A 23,669-nucleotide genomic window follows, 5' to 3' on the forward strand; every position below is an offset into this window, starting at 1 on the left:
GGTTCATGAATTGGGGTTCATAAGATAGTTTCTATGGTTAAAATTGCCGGGCATATATTATATTTAAAAGTATTTTATTCATGTGCATAATACACTATTGGGAAAGTTTAGCGGTTTTGACAAATAAAAAGGAAAAAGTCTAAAATGGTTTTAATGTAAGCAATATGATCGATTGTTCAGGATTAAGATTTGAGATAAAAATTATAAGATTAACGACAATTTCAATAAGAAATATTTGAATATGTGCTTATAAGTAATTACTGAGCATATTCCGAAACTCAAACTTGATTTTTGAATCTCGATTTTGGAATAATAATTTATAAGAAAGTAATTCTGAGACGCTTATGAATTTGGAAATAAAAGTTGGTTTTGGAATAGGCTCATACTTTCGATAGAATCCTAAACTAAAAAGTACTTTATTATTTGACACCTAACATATAATGTATAATCAAAAAATGGTAGTTTTAGGAGTTGGTAAACTTTATGGGAGACCAAAACGATGAAATGTATCTTGCAGAGCTGCAAGCATGCAAACTGGATTTTTTAGAATGGACACCAGAGAAGGGAGTGAAGGTTAGCGACACGTCAAAACAGTTTGCAAGGGAGTTTCTAAATTTATTAGTAGTGAAGGACTCCAGCAAGACCAACGAATATAATGGGGCTAAAAAAACATTCAATCAAATAGCTTCGTTGCTGATCCAATGTAAAGCAGGAAATGACGGAACGATCCCTAAAGAAACAATAGATGAGATAGCAGAACAAAGCGGAACTACAGATCGCAGAGTTTATACAGTACTGAAAGCATTAGGAACTGAGGGATGGAAACCATCAAAGGTCTATGAAGAAAGAACTAACGATCAGCTTTGATTTATCACGGGAAATTCGGTTAAATTCAGGATGATTAAGAAAAGAACTGATCTGGTAGAAAAGAACTGATCTGGTTTATGAAAAGGAGCAATACCTTTTCAAAACTTATTGCAATAATAAATGCTACAGTTCACGGGAAATCAGCATTAACTCCAGGCTGTGAAAAAGTAGTACTAATTTCAGATTCTGAAGTAAAATTCTGAAATTTTAAAAACTTTCAAAAACTGGTTTTTAATTTCGTTCCTGAATTCTATTTTTCATATTTAAAGCCTGATATTATATAAACCGCCATATTAAAGTGTATCTTTAAGCATATTTCTAAGAATACCTTAAAACTTAAGAAGAATTTCCTGAAATTATATAAATCGAATAAGTTGGTGGGTACGACGCTTACGGAAATTTTCAACCAGCTAAAAGAGCTTGAGAAAAAATTTAACGAGGTTAAGTATTTCTCTGAAGCTGCTTTTCAGCCGTCTTTCTCTTCTATAATTCGGAAAGCTGAAAAGAATAGTTTGATCCAACGATTGCCTGCTTTTGAGCTTGATGAACTTTTCGAGAAGATAGAGGAATGACATACAAGGTAGCTCTTCATCCTTCAGTTCACAAAAACCTTCAAAACTTGTATAGGCTTGACAGGCCAGGTTATGATTACGTGAAACACCGCCTCCGCCTTCTGGCTTACAGACTGGAAGTGGGCATTCCCCTTGAAGCCGATTTTGAAGATAAATGGAGAATTCATATTGGGCCCTTTGTGCTGGTCTACACTTTTGACCGTGACGCAAATATCCTTACCCTACTGGTTTTTGAGCATTACACGCGAGCATACGATATGCACACTGCTTATGCGTGAATCGAGGAAAAATTGTAAAGATAGTCTTTATGACTACTGTTTTTGGTCACGTTTTTTGGTCACGTTTTTTGGTCAAGTTTTTTTGGTCAAACTTTTTTTGGTCAAGCTTTTTTGAAAAAAGGTTGTGATATACACGACTTATACTGCTTTTTGGTTAGTTTTTTTCGAAAAAAGGTTGTGAGAACAATTTAAGTATTAAATGCATTATCAGGATATATGCAAGCAATTGAGGTATCTCATCTAATCAAAAAATTCGGCTCTCTTACCGCAATTAATGATATTAGTTTCTCAGTCGATGTGGGAGAAACATTTGGTTTTTTGGGCCCCAACGGCGCTGGCAAGACTACTACCATTCGTATTTTGACTGGAGTTTCGAGACCGACATCTGGAACGGCAACCATTTTTGGCCATGATATTGAGCACGACACTATTGCCGCACGGCAATCAATGGGCATTGTGTCAGAGAATTCAAACGTTTATGACGACCTTACTGCATGGCAGAATATGATGTTTTCCGCCGAACTCTACCACGTAGGACGGAAAGAAAGAGAAAAAAAGGCAAACGAACTGCTCAAAAAATTTGAGCTATACGAACGGCGAAACGATAAAGCGCACGTTTTTTCAAAGGGGATGAAGCGGCGTCTGACGCTTGCAATGGGACTGGTTAATAGCCCGCGTTTGCTATTCCTTGATGAACCAACCTCGGGGCTCGATGTACAGAGTAATCTCATAATTCGGGACGTGGTTGCCGATCTCGTTCATGAGGGAGTCACGGTTTTTTTAACGACGCATAATATTGAAGAGGCAAATGTTATGTGTGACCGGGTAGCGATTATCAATAAAGGGCATATTGTTGCAATTGATGCCCCTGAATCCTTGAAAAAGACTATACAGAGCGTGCAGTCGATCGAGATCTCTTTTGATCATAATTCGGCAGATCAGCTTGACGAGCTTAGCCATCTTTCCATGGTAAATGAGGCACAAAAAGCAGGTGATAAGTTTAAGCTCTATACCGAAGATCACTCTGAGGTTATTAATGCAGTAATGGCTTATGCCCATACGCATAATCTTAAAGTTATCAGTATAACGACTCTTGGCCCTAGCCTTGAGGATGTTTTCATACGGTTGACAGGTCTACAACGGACAGGTGAGAAAATCCATGCCATCGACTGATAATAAAGGATTGGCAAAGCGTCTTTCCTATGAAATCTCCGCTGCGTGGGCGATTGCCAAAAAAGACATGCGGATTTACTATTTTAAGCCCAATATCATAGTTTCCGGCTTATTTTTCCCCCTTTTCATGTTCCTTGCCTTTGCCATCGGAAAAAACACCCCGCCAGGTACGCTCATTCCTGGGCTAATTTCAATCACTCTCCTGTTTTCAGCTTCATCAATAGAACCAGTTTCAATACCTATCGAACGGCGGGTAAAGACCTTTGAACGTCTGCTTTCGGCACCAATATCCTTATACTCACTGGTAACGGGCGAGAGCCTTAGCGGTTTTCTGTATAGTCTCGGCATTGCATGTTTACCGCTTGCCGTCGGTGTCTTTATGTTCGGTACGCCTATTATGAACATATCGATCCTTATTATTTCCATGGCGCTTACAGCGTTCTGTTTTGCGACCCTTGGAACATTATTTGCCGCATATCCCACTGAAAATGTGGGAGAGGTTATGTCGATACTCAACACGGTCAGGCTGCCACTTATTTTTATTTCCGGGGTTTTTATCCCTATATCGACTATGCCCAGGATAGGCCAGCAGATCGCACTGGTGTCGCCTCTTACCTACGGAAATGATATGATTGAGTATGCTTATACTGGTAAATCGTTATTTTCACCGCTGGTGGATATTCTGGCGCTCATAATATTCATCCTGATCTTTCAGGTAACGGCAAACTACCTTTACAAAAAGTTCAATGAATGAGAAAGGCAAACAAAGTCTGGATTAGAGAAAGTAATAAAAGAATAAAAGAACACTAAAAGAACAATTGAATTGGAGACTCGTTATAATCTGAGGAAATCGGGATGAGGAAAAACGATAGAATCAGTGCCTGTGGCAGGACTATAAATTACGAGATCGTATACAGTAAAAAGAGAAAGAGAGCAGCTATTTTAGTCCGTCCGGACATGCGAGTTGAGTTTCGGGCGCCTCAGGGGCTGAGTGCGGATACTATCCGGGAAATGATTGAAGGAAAAGCTCCGTGGATATTTAAAAAGCTGGAATGGTTCGAGGCAAACAGGCTGCCTGATCAAAAAAAGCAATATTGTGAAGGAGAAATTTATTTCTATCTCGGCAGAGAGTATCCTCTGAGAATCACATTCGTGAATAACGTTAAAAAACCCCTGGCTTTTTTCAAGAATTTTGAACTTGATGTTGAGGTTCCTGAGAATACTTCTGAAGAACAGCTTCCCTTGCTGGTGAAAGAAACTGTCTGGAACTTTTATAGCGAACGTGCCGAAGAGGAAGTTGAGAAGCTTCTGAAGAGTTATTCAAAAAAGCTCGGGGTAGCCACTCCGAGTTTTAAGGTAAAGCACCAGAAAAGGCGCTGGGGAAGCTGTTCTGCAGAGAATGTACTGAGGATAAATTTCCAGCTTATAATGGCTCCGTCCAGGCAGCTCGAATATGTAGTAGTGCACGAACTCTGCCACGTAAAAGAGAAAAATCATTCAGTACGATTCTGGAAACTTGTCAGAAAACTCATGCCTGATTATGAAGAACACAGGAATAGCCTGAAAAAAGACGGCTGGAAATATGTACTTTGAAGCAGGTAAAGCTAAGACTAATTTTTAAGAATGATTTGGGTTAAGATATTTTATGACTTTATACCTTAGAAACACTGTATAGATATAATGAAAATATCTTATAGACTTACCCAATTTGCAGTATAAAATTTATTAATATCATATATAAAACTACAGTATACTTTTTGATGCCTTCATATTATATATTCAAAAGGTGACCATAAGTACGGATATCTGAGAAGGTGCGCTTCAAAAAATTAAGATTTTTGACAGATTCTCTAATCTCGTCCCTTACAGATGCCCATTCTCTATAAACACCACCTTTTAATTACATCGGGAGCGCAGAGGGTCACGAATACCCCATCCTTCAGGTTGGGGATGAAGTGAACCCTCGCCTCTTCGTTTTCTCTTTAAATATCTAAACCATAGCTTCCTTTTATAGAGATAGTAAATCGGATAGGAAACCGAGGTCAAAATTTCAATCACTTGTGTTAAGGAAGCCTTGTTAAAGGATATTTAGTCATCTGTATCCAAGTAACCGGGCGGGCGGCCCGAAGCATACCCCATCCTTTAGGGTGGGGTGGCCGCACGCAATTTGATTTTATTTTTTCAAGAATTTCCTTAATGTTATTTTTAGGCTTACCTGTTACATGTTTTATCCTGGATAATTTCGCTTTTTAAATCCGCCACCTTTGACCTAGCTTCTTGCCGCACCTCAGATGAAATTAAAACATAATTCGAGAAATTAAGAAAAAAATTACGCTAGAACAGAAAAATCATAATGTTGAAAAATCATAATATTTTTAGTGCGGGAGAAGGGATTCGAACCCCTGAACGCCTGCGCGAAACGATCTTGAGTCGTTCACCGTTGACCGCTTGGTTACTCCCGCATTTTACGGAATCCAATAAGGTAACGATAGAACTAGCATATAAAGCTAATCCTGTAAGCACACTATCTTCCAAAATATTAAAAGTAAATTATCCTGCAAAATCCTATAAGTAAACCATCCTGAAATTAAGTTAATTCTATAAGTAAACAAGTTCTGTAAAAATTTTAATTCTGGAGCTATTGCCTGTATTTAATTTGGTTTTCCAATTTCTGGATTTCCTACTTCAAACTTTAAGTTGCCTGACGTTCAGGCTCCTTCGCCTGAACTATTAATGTGAACCCAGTCAAGATACTCCTTTTCTCCTTCAATTCCCCAGAATTCTATTGCGGGCATTTCATACGTATGTAGCGATTTTACGAGCCTTATAATTTCTTCAAAGCGTGAAGAGTCAGTTTTTACAAACATTGCAATCTCATTATCTTCTTCAAGCTTTTCCTTCCATCGGTAAACCGAAGATACTGGAAACATATTTACGCAGGCTGCAAGCCTCCTTGAAACCAGCTCTCTTGCGATCTCTGATGCATTCTCAATACTTCCGGTTGTTATATATACAATTCCAAGCATGAACAGACACCTCACGGAAACCTGATCTCCACGGAAACCTGATCTCGCGAACAAGATATTTAACGTAAAGCACATTATTCACTATGTAACTAGAGTCTATCGCCTTGGCTTTAGAACTGGGTGGCTGTAGAACTTCTCGATATTCGCTGTAAAATTTCTCTGCATTGGCTATTATTCTAAACTTCCATATGTATTTTTATATAATTATGATGCATTTTCAATATATCTTTTCCAAATAGGAGTCTTTTTAAAAAGGAATGGCAATATATACCGATTTAAAATAGTAAGGCATACTATAACATTTTTATATCATATTGAGCACTAGAACTCAACGTGATGAATTAATTGGCGCAGAATCTCAGAAGCAGAGTTAGAGACACAGAATTATATTAACAGTATATTAACAGTAATAATAGTTATAAATATGTGCTAAAAGTTATAAATATGTGCTCTCAACAGTTCTAAATTTACAATTTAATCCCAAAATCATACTAACTAGCTTATTCATAGCCGGATAAGTCTAATTAACAACTAGTTAGACGACTAAGTTTAATTAACAATTGATTCAGCATAATTCACAATATGTTATATTTAATTCATGAATGGTTAAGCTTAATTATAATTGGCTCAGCTCAATAATTCGGAGAATTCCCTTGAATGGCACAAGCATTGCACTGAGTATTTTTTTACTGTACTGGTTCGCCGTTTCCGTTCTTGATAGGAAAGGTATTCTGGAGAAGTATAACATAAGCACCTTCGGGCCACTTCCCATCCTTATGATCAGGACAACTAAGGGTCTCAAGCTGCTGGATGTACTGGCCCGTCCGAAGTCTTACTGGAGAAACTTTGCAAATCTTGGAATCTTACTAATGTTTGCAGGTATGATTGCAATGTTCCTGGTCGTAGCCCTCTCAGACATTGGGCTGTATACTTCTTTCCTTAACGGAAATGTACCTGAACCGGGAAAATATAATTCTCCGAGAAATATCTTTCTTATTCCTGGATTAAACGAATTCATTCCCTTTACCTGGGGAATTATTGCCCTTATAGTCACGCTTGTCGTGCACGAATTCTCGCATGCGATTCTTTGTAGAGTTGAAGGCATTCGGGTCAAATCAATGGGCATCCTGTATGCTCTGGTTCCTATAGGAGGTTTTGCAGAACCAGATGATGAACAGCTTTTCGGGCCGAAAGAGAAAACCGAAAGGAAACTTCCGCTGACAGCCACAATCGAGGAAATCGAAGAATGGGAAAAAGAAGAAAAAATAAGGCAAGAAACTGAGGAAACGAGGTATGCAGAACCGAAATCCAATCCTGTAATAGGTGCAACAAGAACTCAGAGAGCCCGGGTTCTTGCAGCAGGCGTTATGGCCAATTTCAGCGTAGCTTTTATCGCTTTCCTACTCTTTTTCGGGCCTGTACTCGGGGCAATCGCGCCCTTAAGTGATGCCATGATCTTGAGCGTAAATGAAAGTTCTCCGGCTGACCATGCAGGACTCGAGAAAGGTATGATAATAACACAGATTAATGATACAAATATCACGACAGCCGGAGATCTACAAACGTACCTCGAAAAAACCCGGCCAGGAGACACGGTCCGCATTTATGCCGTAAAAAACGATACAGTTTCCATGCATGATTTACAGGTTGCCTCAGTTCCTGGGGGCTATATTGGCGGAGTGCTCGTAGGAGGGGTTGTTTCGGGAAGCCCCGCCGATGCCGCAGGGATCGAAACTGGAATGACAATGATCCGAATCAACAATACGGAGATGCAAAATATTTCAAGTTTCGTAAGCTTTATGGAAACCACCAGGGCAAACCAGACTGTAGAAGTAGAACTTCTCCCCCCTGAAAACTATACAGGTAACCTCACTGAAAGAGGCACTGTTGTTTTCGACGTGCCGTTGTCATCCAATTCTTCGGACAATGATCATGGTTTCCTTGGAGTTATTTACGGGAATAATGCAGTTATGAAACTCCCGATGCTCGGAATCTCCGTATTGATGCCTCAAGCAAAAGTGTATCTTGAAGCCCTTAAGCAAATTCCATCCTTGTTAACCATACCAACAGGTTGGATAATTCTTTTTGGACTTCCCATCTATGGATTTGCAGGGGAGGGATTCCGGGGCTTTTCAGGTACCTTCATGCAGTTTTTCCATCCTGTGGGCTGGGCAGAACCTCTGGGAATAGGAATTTTCTGGATTGCAAATACCCTGCTCTGGGTTGGCTGGCTGAACTTTTATGTTGGACTGTTCAACTGTTTGCCTGCCGTGCCCCTGGATGGAGGACACGTATTTAGGGATTCTACCTATTCCTTTGTATACCGTTTCACAAGGAACGATTCAATCTCGGAAAAGGTCTCAAACTCTATTACAGCGAGCTTTTCGATGTTGATCCTGTTCTCGTTTATATTTATGATACTCGGGCCTTATATAGGACAATGGATTTGATTAACGTCGAAGCTTCAGACTGAACCCTGGCTTCACGAAAGTTATGAGGCTTCGGGTTTACCTCCTTTCCCAATTTCTTATTCATGCTGAATCTTTCAATTACTTTTTCCTTTTACTTTCAAATCCTTTTCCATGTTTAATCCCGAAAAACTATTTGCATAATATTTTTGTTAAACTGAAAATATATAGAACTATTAGTAGTATCTACAGGACATTTATCAGTAACGTCTATAAGACATTAACCAGTAACAGCTAGATGTTTTATCAGTTAGTTCAAGACATTAACCAGTAACGGCTAGAAGATGTTTCTCAGTAGTAGTTACAAGACGTTGACCAGTAACAGATATAAGACGCTTCAGCTTAATCTTATCAGGAAAATTCAGGCAGGACTTCAAGGATGGCTACTTCCGGGAGAAAGAACATCAGTTCCATAACAGGGCTTCGGAAGCTACTTCACAGGCGTCCCTATCTCGCGTACAAAATAGTGTCTGTGTTCCTGTTTGCTATATATGTTCTGACTTTCGAGTATCTCATGGCTTTTGAGAAACAGCCCGAAAATGCAAACCTCATTACTGCTATTTACTGGGCCACAACCACCATTGCAACAGTGGGGTATGGAGATGTGGTCTTTACTTCCCTGCCAGGAAGACTTTTTACTATAATCGTGCAGGTTCTGGGCATAATTTTGATTTCGGGTTTTCTTATAACCTATGTTGTTACTCCCTGGATGGACAAGGTTATCAAGTTCAGGCTGCCAAGAAGGGTCTCTTCCGGCATGAAAGATCACATAGTTATCTGCGGATACAATCAACTGGTTGAAACCCTGATAGATGAATTGGCCGAGCAGGATATGCTCTTTGTAATAGTCGAAGACGAAGAAGAGCTCATCAGAGAACTTGTTTATAAAAACATTCCCTGCATTTTCGGGTCTCCGAGTGATAAGCAAACCCTTATGAACGCTGGTATAGAAAAAGCCAAACTCCTTATTGCAAATAAATCGGATGAAAGAAACGCGAATATCGTTTTGACTGCTAGGGAATTTCAATATATCAATATTATTGCCATTGTCGAGGACCAATCTAACTCAAGGTATCTCAAATATGCAGGGGCCGATACCGTCGTTTCTCCTAAATCGATGTTCGGGCAGTTTATCGGAAGGAAGGCAATGGACAGGCTTGTAAGCCGGGTTACGGGAGCGACTGAGATTTTTGAGGGGGTTCACATTGTTGAGTTTCCTGTTTACCTGAAAAGCCCTCTTATAGGCAAGTCGCTTAAGGAAATCTCCAGCCAGCAGCTCACGGGTGCAAAGATTGTAGGAATCTGGAATAGTGGGACATTGTCTTTTGATCCTAAGGAAGAAGATATTGTCCGTGAGAATACCGTTTTACTAGCTGTAGGGACCCGTGAAGAACTTTCAAAACTGAAGAGACTGACACACTGATTGAATCTTTAAAACTTAAGAAATTAACACACTGACTGATAGTCAAAACTGAAATAAACTGATATTTGATATACATAACAAATTTATTTGCATAAACTGTGAAAAGGCGAGCTTTAAATATAAAAACTCGAAACTGAATTTGGCGAGTGCAATTTTACAGGACCTGGGAGCAAAAATGGAGCCAAAAGGCCATCTTATCGTACTGGGATATGGGGACGTTGGAAAGAGCATAGTAAATATACTTTATGGAAGCCCGTTCCGCTTTGTAGTTGTGGACTCAAATGATAAAGTCTTTGAAAATGTAGACTTTGAACATCTCGTTGGTAACGGAGCAGATGAAGACATACTGCTTGCAGCTGGAGTAAAAACAGCTTCTTTTGAATTTGTGGCTCTTAATGATGATACCAATGTTATTTTCGCAACTCTTATTTCTAGGAATCTGAATCCGGAACTTACCATTGTGGCAAGGGCAAATTCCGTGAAATCAATTGACAAGATCTACAAGGCAGGAGCTGACTACGTGGGTTCTCTTTCCATAGTAGCTGGCCAGATGCTTGCCAAAATGACTGCAAACTGCATGGGAAAAAGCTGTAGTATCGATGAGGATATAATGCTTTACGAGGGCATAGAAATCGAAAAACACCACGTTGACAGGGATTCTCTTCTTGATAATAGGTCAATAGAAGAGCTTGATCTTGAAGGACAGATCGGGTGTACTATAGTAGGCATCGAACGCGGAAAACATGTCATAACGGTTATTAAAAGGCAGACAACAATAAGGGCAGGAGATATCATTGCAGTTGTGGGAAGCAGCAAGCAGATTTCAGAGTTTAAGGAAAGATATGTCGATTAAATAGCTCGATTTTAAACTTTTTTACTTTTTAGTTATAACGATTTAACTCTAATTTTAAAGCTTACTTAACACCATTTTGAAACTTACTTTGCTCTGATTTTTAAACTTATTTAATACTATTCCAAAACTTAATAAATTCTTTGGGAAAGAATATATTACTTAAGACATATTATCATAGATAAGAAACTTATCTACATTTAAAATGTGATAGTATGGAGAGTTTGTCTACAGGAATCGAAGGGTTGGATACGCTAATGGATGGAGGCTTTCCTAAAGGAAAAAGTATTCTGGTTACGGGTCCTCCCGGCGCCGGAAAAACTATTCTCGGGATTCATTTCCTGCACAGGAGCTGCGAGCAAGGCAAAAAGTGTATATTAATTCTTACAAGGGAGCTTACAGAGGACATCCTCAGCCAGTCCCGAGGTCTCAATCTTGACCTCAAGCCTTTTGTAGAGAGTGGACAGCTCAATATTAAGAATATCTTTGAAGACAAAATGAACAAAATCAAAAGCGCGTCCAAATTTGGAAAAGGGCTTTGTGCTGTGGATACGGATATAATCGAGTATCTCAGTTCCATATCTCCGGAAGTTGATGTGATGGTTATCGACAATATAGGGGTAATGGCCATAAACCACGACATAAGAGAATTTGCCGATGAATTCAGTTCTATCAGCATTATACTTCTAAAGAATGGATGCACAAGCCTTTTTGTTATGGATGAGGATTCTTACGACCTTACCCACAGGCTTACCGGCTATATGGTTTTCGGGCTAATCCGGCTCACTTCACAGGAGAATTTCAACTCCGGAAAGACAAAAAAATATCTTTACATTGAGAAAATGCGAGATAAGGCTGTTCCGGTCAAGTATTCACTTTTTGATATTACCCCAGAAGGAATGAGAATAATTACAGGCATGAATAATCTATTGGAGGGATGATTTATCTATTGGGATATCATATATTGGAGTAGTTAGTGGTATATTAGATTGATGAGTAATATATAGGAGTACTAAGTGATCTATTGGATACATAAATGATCTACTAGAGATCTACTAGAAGTATAAATGATCTATTGAAGGTGTGAGACCTGTTAGAAGCATGAATGATCTGTTAGAGGTAATGGTCTATCAATAGTGTAAAATCAAAATACTGAAAAATATGAAATGGCTTGCTTTTGGGTTCTGACCATTTCCTTAACCTGACATTTGCGGAATAAACTGATATCAGGTATATAGTGAAAACGGAATGTCAGCCTGTTTTTATAAGGAATTCACAGCAATCATTCCTGTTCCCTATAGTTTTCAGCGCCTCTACACTGAAGTCAGAGTCCACTTTCAAAGTTATATTCGAGAATATTTTGCGGGTCAAAGTGCACAAAATAGGGTTTTTACGGGCTTCTTCCCCTTGCCAGGGGCACTTTGTTCCTCTGATTATCCACGAACTTTCTTTTTCACCCTTTTCAGAGGAAAAGCTTCCGCCCAGCTGGTTCATTATCTCGGCACAGACCTTACCTGCATAAGCGAAATCCAGTTCCCTGTTCTCAAGGTGGTATATATCAAGCAGCGTTTTTTCAACCATGCTTGTCATCTGGTTAATTATGACTTTCTTCTCTTCATTGGAAACAACCCCAAGCAGAGTGGGAATGATTGCAGTAAGGATATTCTGTACCCGATTTTTTATCTCAAGGCTGTTTCGGTCAGCTACCAGCCGGTCATGCATGCATTTTACCCTGAGTAAGGATTTCACTCGGGTCTTAAGCTCAAGCCTGTTTATCGGTTTCGTAAGGAAATCATCAGCCCCGGCTTCAATTCCCTTTATCCTGTCTTCAATATCGGAAAGAGCAGTGAGCATCAAAATCGGGATGAACTGAGTTTCTGGGTCGTCTTTGACAATTTTGCAGACCTCATAGCCGCTTATTTCAGGCATCATGACATCCAGCAAGATCATATCGAGCTTTTCTTCCTTTAATTTCTGGATAGCCTCCCTTCCGCTGCTGGCAGTAATAACATCATAGTGCTCCACTGAAAGGTAAGCTTCTATAAGCTCTATGTTCTCAAGCAAATCATCGACGATCAGGATTTTAGGTTTCCTCCTTTCATTCTGCAAGGCTTTATCCCCCAGACTCACGAATTACGATTCCTTCAGATGTGATTTCAAAAACAGACATTTCAGGGGAAATAGGGGTGCTGCGCATCTTGGGTATGCTCAAGTAGCGCTCCATTTTTCCAAGATAAGAATTCTCCCTTACCAGCAGGCGGATAGACCCATAGACCGAATATTCGGCAAGCTGGTAAGTCATGTTGTGTGCGGACTCATCCATGATTAAAAGAGCGGTGCAGCCTTTTTTCCTTACCAGGTAATTCAGCGCGTCAAATTGATCTCTAAGCCTTTTTATGGATATCCTGAGAGCAAAAGTGCCTATATTATCTATAACAAGACATTCCGTTCCTTCATGTATTAATTCTATAAGACTTGGGATTTCGATATCAAGGCTTTCAGGCTTGAACCCATATCTGGTCTGTCCTATTATTTCCGAGCGGCTCTCGAAGATATTTTGTATAATAAGTTGTCCGCTCTCATAGTACGGTGTAAGGTCACGCCCTAGCAGGCTTGCTTGGTAGAGAATGTCTTCAGGAGTTTCCTCGGTTGCGATAATCATACATTTCCTGCCTTCAAGACAGTTTTTATAAATGAAATGGATTCCGAAGATTGTTTTCCCGCTTCCTGCTATACCAGTTATAAGGGTTACTTTATTTGCAGGATAACCCCCACTCAGCTTCCTGTCAAGCTCCTCTATGCCTGTTGAAACCCTCTCCATTTTTGTAAATCCTCACTCTTTCTATACTTTACCCTTATAGCTTCCCGTACTATGAATTTATATAAAATTATTAACTTGAAGGCTTAGGAACAGTCTCTAAATAATCCTGAGATTTAGAAACTGTTTATAATTAAAGAAACGTTTATTATTTTCATTAGTTTTACAGTAGTTATTATCAAAACCCATCTATTTTATTTTTTTAATTGAGTTGTACTGCTAATTCTGTCCCACTTACTATATATTTTTATTTACTCCTCTGTTATCCTTATCCAGTTTGAACTCTTTGTACTGAATTTTCAGGATGGTCTTTTCCCATGCCATATATTTAAAATTCAAAATCTTACTTCCTGTACTTCCCTTCGCATTTCCTGCCACCTCATACCCTACATATCCCTTCTTTTACTAACTTTTGTCTTTTTTTGGCCACCTTGATTTCTATTACCTATTTCTCCTCTTTGCTATGCTTTTCGTCCCCTTTTTACTCTTTTGTGCCTCTTTTCTGTCCTATTTCTCTCGACCTGTATTCCCTGCTGCCTTAATTTCAAGAGAAAAGTTTAATATAGATAGCTTCTATCAATAGTGCTGCACCAAGGGCTCGTAGGGTAGCCAGGATATCCTAATGGGCTTCGAAGTAAGATAATTACGAAGATACCCATTGACTCGCGTTCGAATCGCGGCGGGCCCGCTTGCTTATTTTATCCTTCTTATCTATTCTGCGAAAGCAGTGTATTTTTTTCCAGACTATCTTTTTCAGAGTACCTTCTTAAGTAGAAATGTACTGGATATTTTGTACTGGATATTTTCCTGAAGAATAGCAGGCCGCATGATTACAAAAAGGAGTTTTTGTACGTAAATCTGAAGACTCTTAAGAGTTAATAGTAAATTTCTAATATTCGAGTAAAACCTGATTTTTAAATCTATTTTTAAACCTGATTCTTAAACCCATTTAAACCTGTTTCTTAAACCTGTTTTTAAACCCGTTTTTAAGCCTGATTCTTAAACCTGTTTTTAAACCCATTTTTAAGCCTGATTTTAAACCCGTTTTTAAACCTGATTTTAAAAACCCGATATTAGATTTCGCAATAAATATTAAAATTATATTAGAGTCAAATTAATATATTGAAATGATATATTTCTCTATGGGAAAGGGGAAACCAAGCAATAAAACAATTCACTGGTGAAACGAGACTTATAAGCCAATATAATTGCTTTACAAAGTTATTCCTTGAGACTCGATCTATTGTAGTTTTTCTTTAGAGTTTTCTGGTCAATGTGGGTTTTGTGGCATGGGCAGATGGGAGTTTTCACTGCATTCTTAATTCTAACGAGCCAGGCCTCAGAAAAAGGGTAATTAAAAGCAAAAAGGTACGATGCAAATCAGGAGGAGCTGTTAAAGGTCATATGGAAGACAAAAATAGTCCCCTGAATCTCGGCAAGGTCATCTCGGTGCGCGGCAGCATCGTAGATGTATTGTTCGAGAGGCACTTGCCAGCTGTATATACACTGCTACGTGCAGGAAAGGAAAATCAAATTGCCATAGAGGTTTTGACCCAGCTTGACGCACATCGTGTTCGCGGAATTGCTCTGACCTCCACCGAGGGGCTTTCTCGAAGCATGGCAGTGGAAGACACAGGTGGACCTTTGAAAGCGCCTGTAGGTAGGGAAATCCTTTCGAGAATGTTCGATGTATTTGGAGATACCATAGACCGCAGGAAGTCTCTGTCTAATGTTCAATGGCGTTCAATCCATCAAGCTCCACCGCCACTGGTACGTCGGTCTACTATGTCTGAAATCTTCGAGACTGGTATCAAAGCTATAGATGTCCTGGTACCGCTTGAGCGCGGAGGTAAAGCGGGTCTATTCGGAGGAGCGGGTGTTGGCAAGACAGTGTTGCTAACCGAGATGATTCACAATGTAGTCAAGCAACATCAGGGAGTGAGCATATTTTGCGGAATAGGCGAGCGTTGTCGAGAAGGGGAAGAACTTTATCGTGCTATGAAAGAAGCGGGTGTGCTTCCGAATACGGTTATGGTGTTCGGCCAGATGAACGAGCCACCAGGCGCCCGTTTTCGTGTAGGTCATACGGCGCTGACAATGGCAGAGTACTTTAGGGACGATGAGCGCCGAGATGTGCTACTGCTTATAGATAATATTTTCAGGTTTATTCAGGCTGGTTCCGAAGTATCCGGCTTGATGGGGCAGATGCCTTCACGCCTGGGATATCAGCCGACCTTGGGCACTGAATTATCCGAGCTGGAAGAGCGCATATCTACTACCGATGCCGGGGCCATAATGTCAATTCAAGCGGTGTATGTGCCTGCTGATGATTTTACTGATCCTTCGGCTGTGCACACATTCTCACATCTGTCGGCATCAATTGTTCTCTCTCGCAAAAGGGCAAGCGAGGGGCTTTATCCGGCAATTGATCCTTTGCAGTCAAATTCCAAAATGGCCACACCTGGCATTATTGGCGAAAGGCATTATCGCCTGGCCCAGAAAATCCGGCAGACGCTTGCGCAATACTCCGAACTCAAGGATATTATCTCAATGCTTGGCCTGGAACAGCTATCTCCTGAGGACCGCAATATAGTCGCTCGTGCCCGCCGCCTGGAACGTTTTCTGACACAGCCATTTTTCACCACCGAGCAGTTTACAGGCATTAAAGGCAAATCTGTCAGCCTTTCAGATGCGCTTGATGGCTGCGAACGTATCTTGCGTGATGAATTCAAAGACTACCCTGAAAGCGACCTCTACATGATCGGAACAATTGATGAGGCAATAGCAAAAAAATCAAGCAGGGAGAAATCATGAACTCAGAACTCATGAATCTTACGATTCTTCTGCCTTTCCAGGTCTTTGCCGAAAAGAAAGGCGTGTCACGTATAGTTGCAGAGGGCCGTGAAGGTTCATTTGGACTTCTGCCACACCGACTCGATTGTGTAGCGGCTTTGGAACCTGGAATTCTTACCTACGAAACCGAAGCAGAGGGCGAAGTCTATTTGGCAGTCGATGAAGGCGTACTCATCAAGACTGGTCAGGATGTGCTTGTCTCGGTACGTGATGCCATTTTCGGAACAGACTTAAGCCAACTGTACGAGGCAGTAGAGGAAGAGTTCTTGACCTTAGATGAGACTGAGCAAAAAATTCGTTCAGTAATGGCAAAGTTGGAAATCGGGCTTATACGCCGCTTAGCGGAGTTTCAGAATGTCTGACAGAGAACCAGATAAACCTTTAAGGGACAAGTCACCTCTTGCCCGTAAAGTAGAGACAAAAGCTGAACGCAAACTCAGAGCGCAGCGGCATGTGGACCGAACGGTCTGGCTTGGTTTGGGCATGATGGGGCTCATAGGTTGGTCGGTAGCAGTTCCAACGCTAATTGGTGCTGCACTTGGGCTCTGGTTAGATAAGCACTATCCAGCAAGTTTTTCCTGGACACTCACGATGCTTATTCTCGGTCTGTTTATCGGCTGCTTGAATGCATGGCATTGGGTGGCTAAGGAGCATAGGGAAATGCAAGAGGAACAGGAGGATTACAATGAATGAAATATTGAATCTTATTCTGTCTCTGATAGCTGGTTTTCTGCTCGGAGCTGTTTTCTTCGGAGGGCTCTGGTGGACGGTTCAGAAGGGACTTTCATCCCGAAGGCGGCCTGCATTCTGGTTCCTTGGCAGCCTGTTAATACGGACCAGCATCGCCATATCTGGATTCTACTTTGCTTCGGACGGCCATTGGGAGAGGTTGCTAATATGCATGTTTGGATTTTTTGTTATGCGTCAGGTAGTAGTTAGACTCACCAGACTGCCGGAGGAAGATCAGAATCAACTGACAAAGGAGGCCAGTAATGCGACTTAGTCCTGATGAGCTGATTTTCTGGCAATATGGCTTTATCAAACTTAATGCCACGATTGTATATACCTGGGGGCTAATGCTGATAATGGTGGTTAGCTCAAAAATCATTACAAGCAAACTCTCTACGGGTCTGGAACGTTCCCGCTGGCAAAACATCTTGGAAATTATTGTTACAAGCATATTAGAACAAATTGAAGACATTGGTCTGGATCAGCCGAAGAAGTATCTAGGCTTTTTGGGCACGCTTTTTCTGTTTATTGGCATGGCTAATCTTTGCATTATTATCCCAGGCTATGAACCACCAACCGGATCACTTTCAACGACGGCTGCGCTCGCATTATGTGTGTTTGTAGCAGTGCCACTCTTCGGCATAGAAGAGCAAGGAGTTGGTAACTACCTTAAGACGTACACAGAGCCGACGATCATTATGCTGCCATTTAATATTATCAGCGAATTATCTCGCACTCTGGCTCTTGCAATTCGTTTGTTCGGTAATATAATGAGCGGGTCGATGATTGTCGCCATTTTGCTGACTATTACTCCGTTCATCTTTCCAATTGTCATGACTGTTCTTGGTTTGCTCGTTGGTACGGTGCAAGCCTATATCTTCAGCGTTCTGGCCACAGTTTACATCGCAGCTGCTACACGTGAGCACAAGCATGGACCTAAAACGGGAGCAAAAGAAGGCTGAACAGGAGCAGGTGAATTGAAGCAACAACAACAGAGGAACAACAACAGAGGAACAACAACAGAGGAAACACTATGGCTATGGACACTTATTCAACTACAATCGCAGTGGCATCAATTGCCACCTCTGGCATCACGATAGCTATTGGAGTTATCGCGCCTGCAATTGGTGAAGGGCGTTCGATTGCAACAGCATTGAGTTCACTGGCACAGCAACCAGATGCTTCCGCAACAATAACCAGGACTTTGTTTGTGGGATTGGCTATGATAGAGTCTCTAGCTATCTATTGTTTTGTGGTCTCTATGATTCTCATTTTTGCCAACCCGTTCTGGTCCCGTGCACTCACCTAAACTAAAGAGGAAAATAATCATGCCGCTGATCGATTGGTTTACTGTCGTTGCGCAGGTGGTCAATTTCCTCATCCTGGTGTGGTTGTTGAAGCGTTTTCTTTACAAACCGATACTCAATGCAGTCGATGCACGCGAGAAAAAGGTAGCAGATGAACTTAAGAATGCGGATGCAAAAGAAGCAGAGGCACAAAAAGAGAAAGATGATTTCAAGCATAAGAACGAGGAATTCGATCAGCAGCGCAGTGCTCTCCTGAACAAGGCAAAGGAAGAAGCGAAAGCTGAACATCAGCGGCTTCTCGAAGAAATAAGGAAGGAAGCCTCCGATTTGAGAGCAAAACAACAGGAGGCATTAAGGAACGAAGAACAGAATTTAAGTCAGGAAATCAGCCACCGGACCCAGCAGGAAGTCTTTAACATCGCGCGAAAAGCATTGACCGATCTGGCTGGAACCAGTTTGGAAGAGCGCGTAGTTGACGTGTTTGTTCAAAAGCTGCGAAACATGAAAGACGAGGAAAAAAATCAGTTGGTCTCAGCACTTAGTACATCATCAAGTCAGTTGCTAATTCGTACTGCATTTGATCTTCCGCAAGCACAGCGTGATTTGATTAAAAAGACGATTAAAGAAACTCTTGGTATAGAAACTCAACCCAGGTTCGAAACCGCACCAGATCTTGTCAGTGGTATTGAATTAACCACAGACGGACAAAAAGTGGCATGGAGCATTGCAGATTATCTTTCATCACTGCAAAAAAGTATCGATAACCTGCTGAAAGAGAAAAACACGAGTAAAGCCAAAACCAAGTCTCAAACTAAAAACAACAAACCCAGGTCGGAAAACGAACCAGAGGCTGAACAAGAGCCTGAAGCTGAGACTAATAAACCCAAATTGAAAACTGAATCAGAAGTCGAAACCAAACCTGAAACTGATTATAATAAGCCCAAATCGAGAAAAGAGCCGGAGATTGAACAGGAATCTGATGCAGAACAAGAACTTGATGCAGAACAAGAACCTGAAGCAGGACAAGAATCTGCTAAACAGCAATCTGAAACTAAGTCTGAACCTGTGGCTAAGCAGGAGATTAATCCCAAACTAGAGCCAACATAAAGAGCTAATGAACATGGAACCTAAAAGTCTTAAGGACATTTTCGATAAAGTTTTCACCGAAATACACCAGGTCAGCGAATCAGTAACCCCAAAGCTCACTCCAAAGGAGGTGGGCAGTATTTTGACAGTTTCTACAGGGATCGCAAATGTATCTGGCCTTCCTACTGTAGGTTTTGACGAACTTATAAAGTTTCCAGGGGATTTGTTTGGGATCGCGTTTAATGTTGATGAAAAAGAAATAGGTACCGTTCTACTGGGCGAATACTCACATCTGCATGCGGGAGATCAGGTTGAACGCACTGGCCGGGTTATGGATGTGGCTGTGGGCGAGGAATTACTGGGGCGAGTTATTGACCCACTCGGTCGTCCACTTGACGACAAAGGACCAATAGTTTCAAGTAAGCGCTTGCCTATCGAACGCCCCAGTCCTGCAATTATGGATCGTGCTCCTGTTACCGTACCTCTTCAGACCGGTATCAAAGTTATTGATGCTTTAATTCCTATCGGGCGTGGTCAGAGAGAACTGATATTGGGTGACCGCCAGACTGGCAAAACTGCAATTGCAATCGATACTATCCTCAACCAGCGCAATTTTAACGTCCTGTGCGTTTATTGTGCCATTGGTCAGCGTACGTCCGCAGTGGCCAGAGCAGTGGCAAACTTACGGGAAAGGGGTGCAATGGATTACACGATTGTTGTTGTAACTGAAGGCAATGACCCATCCGGGCTAATCTATATTGCTCCTTACGCTGCGACCAGCATTGCAGAGCATTTTATGGAAGCAGGTCGAGACGTGCTTATTGTTTACGACGATCTAACCAATCATGCGCGTGCATATCGAGAACTTTCATTATTACTTCGTCGTCCTCCAGGGCGAGAAGCATATCCTGGTGACATCTTTTATATTCACTCACGACTGCTGGAGCGGTCTACGCACCTGCTCAAAGAACTTGGTGGCGGGTCATTAACTGCCCTTCCCATTATCGAAACTGAAGCGCAGAATATTTCCGCCTATATTCCAACTAATCTAATTTCAATTACGGACGGGCAGATTTACCTCTCACCTTCGCTTTTTGAGTTGGGTGTGCTGCCTGCAGTTGATGTCGGCAAATCCGTCTCTCGTGTAGGCGGTAAAGCACAGCTTGCTGCCTATAGAGCAGTGGCTGGAGACCTCAAGCTTGCCTACTCACAATTTGAAGAACTCGAAGCATTTACCCGATTCGGCGGAAGGCTAGATGAAAATACACGAAAAGTTATTGAGCATGGTAGGCGGATCCGTGCCCTCCTAAAGCAGCCTCAAAACTCTCCTGTACCCGTACCCGATCAGATTATTATCCTTGTTGCATTGAACGCAAAACTCTTCGACAATGTGCCACTTGACAGAATGGAAGAGGCTGAGATCTCCCTCCGCAAGGCAGTGCCAGATATTCCTGAAGATGTACGCAATCGGTTTAAAGGCGATAAAGAGTTGAGCGCCAAGGATCGCGAAACTATCCTCGATATCGCCCGCAAAGCACTGGAACCTTACCAGCCAAAACCTAAATCCTAATTTAAGCCGGAAGTTAAGGAGAAATCATGACCGAAACCACTCAGAGTTTGAGCACAAAGATCGATAGAGCAAAAGATCTTCAGTCTGTTGTCCGCACGATGAAAGCCCTAGCAGCCTCGAATATAGGACAATATGAAAAATCAGTCAGTGCGTTATCTGACTATTATCACACAGTGGAACTGGGGCTGGGCTTATGTTTTCGGAAAATTGCACTCATGCCAGCTCCGACAGAAGGAAAAGAGCAAAAAAATGCACGTCTTATCGGGGCTGTCGTTTTCGGTTCAGATCAGGGGCTTGTGGGTCAATTTAATGATATAATAACCGATTATGCGGTCAGGGAACTGGGAGCTTTGCCAGGTAAAGCTCAGGTATGGGCTGTAGGAGAGCGTGTTTATTCGCGCCTGGTAGATGAGGGCTTACCCATTATTGGACTTTATAATGTGCCAAATTCGGTTAAGGCAATTACCCCACTTATAGCTCAAATTCTTGTAGAAAATGAGAAACTACGAAGTCAGGATGAAGATGCTGAGCTCTATCTCTATTACAACCGCCACAAAACCAGAGTTACCTACGAACCAGTTAGCCAGCGACTGCTGCCATTTGATGAAACCTGGCGAGATGAACTGACCAAACTTTCATGGCCAACCAAAAACTTGCTGCCTGAGGTAATGGGCGATATCACAGAGGTCTTGCGTGCACTCATCCGCGAATACCTTTTCGTTTCGCTTTTTAGGGCATGTGCTGAATCCCTTGCAAGTGAAAATTCTAGCCGTCTAGCAGCGATGCAGCGTGCCGACAAAAACATAGAGGAATTGCTTGAGAATCTCAAAGGAGAATTCTACCGTGTGCGCCAGAGTGGTATTGATGAGGAACTTTTTGAACTGGTCTCAGGTTTTGAAGCGCTTTCAAGCTCACGCAACTCTCGCCGGTGAAAAAGCAATATGATCGGCATTGGTCCAGACAAATGATGAAGCCGAAAAGTGAGTTTTATGAGAGGGTGAAACGGGAAGAAACTTATGAATTTAGGACTTACGCGGTTGAAGCATTTTTCCGTAAGTTACATAAAAATACTTCCTTCAATATTATAATATAAACATAATCAAAAAATCTCTGAGTTGAATGAAATAAATCCGCCTAAAATCTCCTGTTGCTTGCAGTGGTGTGCGCCAGCGTAAATTTGATTATAGCATGATATGTATCTAAAAGGGAGTTAGATTATAAAAGGGGTCTAGGTTATAAAAGAAGATTAAGTTATAAAAGGGGTCTAGGTTCTAAAAGGGGGTTAGGTACCATGGTGAATACTAGTGTTAAACGAGTTTCAAAAGAGAAGTTACAGCAAGAAGTTGAAGACAATATCGTTTCTGGGTGGAACCTTAAACGGCATAATGAAAATGTAGCTATTTTAACCAAACCTGGTGGGTGGGGTTCTGGGGCTGGTCATATATTGGTATTCTTGTTAACTGCTTGGTTGACTATTTTTATTGGTAATTTCATTTATGCTTTATATTGCCGACTTACTTCCGGTAGCGAATTGCAGATTAAGGCTGATAATTAAATATGAATTAGCGGTTGAAACGAGAAATCGATAGCATTAAACCTTTAACCGTCTAAAACTCATATTTAGTTATAACGTCTATTGTGCTTGGTTTTGTACATGAAGTGCGTAAGTTCTATTTAATTAGATGTTGTGCAATTTCTGAAATTCAGGCACCCGCTGGCCAAACTTTAGATGAGGCGTCACCCGCCTGATAGAAATCCGACGCCGGTGTATATTGCAATCCGGTAATAGTGGTAGTGATAATCTCTGGTAGTAGTGGACAATCTAGTGGCAGTGACAACCACTCGAAAAAAAGGGTATTTTCGAATAAGATTGGAGAAGAATAAGATGAATATATCAAGAAAACCCTGGCCTATTTCACTGGGAATATTTACAATCTGGCTGATTATTGTTGTGGGAGGAGGACTCCTGCAGGTTAGAGGCAAGCCCACTCAACTTGATGAATTGGTTAAAAGTCAGCTTATTTTTGGCGTGATTTTCGCAGTATTCTTTTTGTCTGGGGTAATTACCTGCTTAAACTGGTGGGATCAGATTGGATGGAAAGGCCCTAATAATTCACGGAATCTGCGTCTGTTATGTTTACCAGCCATGTTTCTCCTTTTCTTGCTAGTGATAGCTTTATCTACAGACCTACCACCAACTAGGATACTTTTAATCGTGATTATCAATACCTTGATGGTAGGCATCAGCGAAGAGTTGATGTTTCGAGGTCTATTGTTTCATGGGGCCTCTTCATCATTTGGTATCTGGCGTGCAGTGTGGATCACGGCAGTTATTTTCGGTTCGGTCCATACGTTAAACGGCTTAATAACCGGAGACTTTAAGGCGAGTGTAGTTCAGGCTTTTTTTGCAGGTATGTTTGGGGTCTGGGCAGTAGCCTTGCGGGTCCGCCTTGATACTGTAATTCCTATAATCATCATTCATTGGCTGTGGGATTGCCTGGCATTTCTGACAGGCTCCTCTCAGGGGCTAGTGTTATTACTCTTTTCGTTTGTTCTATTCTTTTATGGCATCTGGCTATTACGAAGCTTTCGATCAACCGTTGCGCCGGTTGATCACGCCGATAGGGTTTGGGAATAAGGTCATCAAAC

At 41.3% G+C, this 23,669-nt stretch carries 25 protein-coding genes and 2 tRNA genes; 23 read left to right on the forward strand and 4 right to left on the reverse strand.

From position 1 onward, the window contains the following. Window positions 1–483 precede the first annotated feature (483 nt). The 7 genes from BP621_RS01845 (at window position 484) to BP621_RS01875 (ending at window position 4,483) form a co-directional block, all read left to right on the forward strand. Window positions 484–867: a hypothetical protein gene (locus tag BP621_RS01845; protein WP_292387654.1), complete on the forward strand. Its 384-nt coding sequence runs from the start codon at window positions 484–486 to the stop codon at window positions 865–867. A 77-nt stretch (window positions 868–944) separates the two neighbouring features. Further along, window positions 945–1,070, forward strand: coding sequence for a hypothetical protein (locus BP621_RS01850; RefSeq protein WP_292387656.1), 126 nt, complete (start codon window positions 945–947; stop codon window positions 1,068–1,070). A 174-nt stretch (window positions 1,071–1,244) separates the two neighbouring features. After that, window positions 1,245–1,439 carry a hypothetical protein gene (locus BP621_RS01855; protein WP_292387657.1) on the forward strand — a complete coding sequence of 65 codons (195 nt, stop codon included), beginning with the start codon at window positions 1,245–1,247 and terminating at the stop codon, window positions 1,437–1,439. Beyond that, on the forward strand, window positions 1,436–1,717 hold the full coding sequence (locus BP621_RS01860) for a type II toxin-antitoxin system RelE family toxin (protein WP_292387659.1): 282 nt from the start codon (window positions 1,436–1,438) through the stop codon (window positions 1,715–1,717). The genes BP621_RS01855 and BP621_RS01860 overlap by 4 nt, the downstream gene beginning before the upstream one ends. A gap of 216 nt (window positions 1,718–1,933) precedes the next feature. Then, a complete protein-coding gene (locus BP621_RS01865) occupies window positions 1,934–2,890 on the forward strand; it encodes an ATP-binding cassette domain-containing protein (RefSeq protein WP_292387660.1) in 957 nt (318 codons plus the stop codon). Window positions 2,891–2,957: 67 nt separating this feature from the next. Beyond that, window positions 2,958–3,644, forward strand: coding sequence for an ABC transporter permease (locus tag BP621_RS01870; protein WP_292387695.1), 687 nt, complete (start codon window positions 2,958–2,960; stop codon window positions 3,642–3,644). A 101-nt stretch (window positions 3,645–3,745) separates the two neighbouring features. Further along, window positions 3,746–4,483, forward strand: a complete 738-nt coding sequence (locus BP621_RS01875) for a M48 family metallopeptidase (protein WP_292387661.1) — start codon at window positions 3,746–3,748, stop codon at window positions 4,481–4,483. 786 nt (window positions 4,484–5,269) lie between these two features. Here the strand turns inward: BP621_RS01875 and BP621_RS01880 are convergent. Further along, window positions 5,270–5,352, reverse strand: a tRNA-Leu gene (locus BP621_RS01880). A gap of 246 nt (window positions 5,353–5,598) precedes the next feature. After that, entirely contained in the window at window positions 5,599–5,916 is a 318-nt protein-coding gene (cutA, locus tag BP621_RS01885; RefSeq protein ID WP_292387662.1) for a divalent-cation tolerance protein CutA, read from the reverse strand. Between the two features lie 653 nt (window positions 5,917–6,569). Between cutA and BP621_RS01890 the strand changes: the two genes are divergently transcribed. The 4 genes from BP621_RS01890 to BP621_RS01905 all read left to right on the forward strand — a co-directional run bounded on the left by BP621_RS01890 (window position 6,570) and on the right by BP621_RS01905 (window position 11,598). Further along, window positions 6,570–8,366, forward strand: coding sequence for a site-2 protease family protein (locus tag BP621_RS01890; protein ID WP_292387663.1), 1,797 nt, complete (start codon window positions 6,570–6,572; stop codon window positions 8,364–8,366). A 397-nt stretch (window positions 8,367–8,763) separates the two neighbouring features. Then, a complete protein-coding gene (locus tag BP621_RS01895) occupies window positions 8,764–9,807 on the forward strand; it encodes a potassium channel family protein (RefSeq protein WP_292387664.1) in 1,044 nt (347 codons plus the stop codon). Window positions 9,808–9,982: 175 nt separating this feature from the next. Beyond that, window positions 9,983–10,660, forward strand: a complete 678-nt coding sequence (locus tag BP621_RS01900; RefSeq protein ID WP_292387665.1) for a potassium channel family protein — start codon at window positions 9,983–9,985, stop codon at window positions 10,658–10,660. Between the two features lie 212 nt (window positions 10,661–10,872). After that, complete coding sequence (locus tag BP621_RS01905) at window positions 10,873–11,598, forward strand: RAD55 family ATPase (RefSeq protein ID WP_292387667.1); 726 nt, start codon at window positions 10,873–10,875, stop codon at window positions 11,596–11,598. Between the two features lie 310 nt (window positions 11,599–11,908). On the opposite strand, the gene BP621_RS01910 is transcribed toward BP621_RS01905, so the two are convergent. After that, on the reverse strand, window positions 11,909–12,766 hold the full coding sequence (locus BP621_RS01910; RefSeq protein WP_292387668.1) for a methanogen output domain 1-containing protein: 858 nt from the start codon (window positions 12,764–12,766) through the stop codon (window positions 11,909–11,911). 4 nt (window positions 12,767–12,770) lie between these two features. After that, complete coding sequence (locus BP621_RS01915) at window positions 12,771–13,478, reverse strand: ATPase domain-containing protein (protein ID WP_292387669.1); 708 nt, start codon at window positions 13,476–13,478, stop codon at window positions 12,771–12,773. Between the two features lie 591 nt (window positions 13,479–14,069). Between BP621_RS01915 and BP621_RS01920 the strand changes: the two genes are divergently transcribed. The 12 genes from BP621_RS01920 (at window position 14,070) to BP621_RS01975 (ending at window position 23,658) form a co-directional block, all read left to right on the forward strand. Continuing rightward, window positions 14,070–14,163, forward strand: a tRNA-Arg gene (locus BP621_RS01920). Window positions 14,164–14,879: 716 nt separating this feature from the next. Beyond that, window positions 14,880–16,289 (forward strand): F0F1 ATP synthase subunit beta, encoded by a 1,410-nt coding sequence (atpD, locus tag BP621_RS01925; protein WP_349682037.1) that lies wholly within the window; start codon window positions 14,880–14,882, stop codon window positions 16,287–16,289. Beyond that, entirely contained in the window at window positions 16,286–16,690 is a 405-nt protein-coding gene (locus BP621_RS01930; protein ID WP_292387671.1) for a F0F1 ATP synthase subunit epsilon, read from the forward strand. Before atpD ends, BP621_RS01930 begins: the two co-directional genes overlap by 4 nt. Beyond that, window positions 16,683–17,021 (forward strand): AtpZ/AtpI family protein, encoded by a 339-nt coding sequence (locus tag BP621_RS01935; protein WP_292387672.1) that lies wholly within the window; start codon window positions 16,683–16,685, stop codon window positions 17,019–17,021. The genes BP621_RS01930 and BP621_RS01935 overlap by 8 nt, the downstream gene beginning before the upstream one ends. Continuing rightward, entirely contained in the window at window positions 17,014–17,331 is a 318-nt protein-coding gene (locus BP621_RS01940; protein WP_292387673.1) for an ATP synthase subunit I, read from the forward strand. Before BP621_RS01935 ends, BP621_RS01940 begins: the two co-directional genes overlap by 8 nt. Beyond that, complete coding sequence (locus tag BP621_RS01945) at window positions 17,321–18,019, forward strand: F0F1 ATP synthase subunit A (protein ID WP_292387674.1); 699 nt, start codon at window positions 17,321–17,323, stop codon at window positions 18,017–18,019. The genes BP621_RS01940 and BP621_RS01945 overlap by 11 nt, the downstream gene beginning before the upstream one ends. 71 nt (window positions 18,020–18,090) lie before the next feature. Next, entirely contained in the window at window positions 18,091–18,366 is a 276-nt protein-coding gene (locus tag BP621_RS01950) for a F0F1 ATP synthase subunit C (RefSeq protein ID WP_292387675.1), read from the forward strand. A 19-nt stretch (window positions 18,367–18,385) separates the two neighbouring features. Next, a complete protein-coding gene (locus BP621_RS01955) occupies window positions 18,386–19,471 on the forward strand; it encodes a F0F1 ATP synthase subunit B (protein ID WP_292387676.1) in 1,086 nt (361 codons plus the stop codon). Between the two features lie 7 nt (window positions 19,472–19,478). After that, window positions 19,479–21,020: an alternate F1F0 ATPase, F1 subunit alpha gene (locus BP621_RS01960; protein WP_292387678.1), complete on the forward strand. Its 1,542-nt coding sequence runs from the start codon at window positions 19,479–19,481 to the stop codon at window positions 21,018–21,020. A 26-nt stretch (window positions 21,021–21,046) separates the two neighbouring features. Beyond that, window positions 21,047–21,952 (forward strand): F0F1 ATP synthase subunit gamma, encoded by a 906-nt coding sequence (locus tag BP621_RS01965; RefSeq protein ID WP_292387679.1) that lies wholly within the window; start codon window positions 21,047–21,049, stop codon window positions 21,950–21,952. A 359-nt stretch (window positions 21,953–22,311) separates the two neighbouring features. Continuing rightward, the gene (locus BP621_RS01970; RefSeq protein WP_292387680.1) at window positions 22,312–22,575 is read left to right on the forward strand and encodes a hypothetical protein; all 264 of its coding nucleotides are present in this window, start codon (window positions 22,312–22,314) and stop codon (window positions 22,573–22,575) included. Window positions 22,576–22,905: 330 nt separating this feature from the next. Beyond that, window positions 22,906–23,658, forward strand: coding sequence for a CPBP family intramembrane glutamic endopeptidase (locus tag BP621_RS01975; RefSeq protein ID WP_292387681.1), 753 nt, complete (start codon window positions 22,906–22,908; stop codon window positions 23,656–23,658). Window positions 23,659–23,669 lie beyond the last annotated feature (11 nt).

This window comes from Methanosarcina sp. UBA5, from assembly GCF_002505485.1.
Lineage (GTDB): Archaea > Halobacteriota > Methanosarcinia > Methanosarcinales > Methanosarcinaceae > Methanosarcina.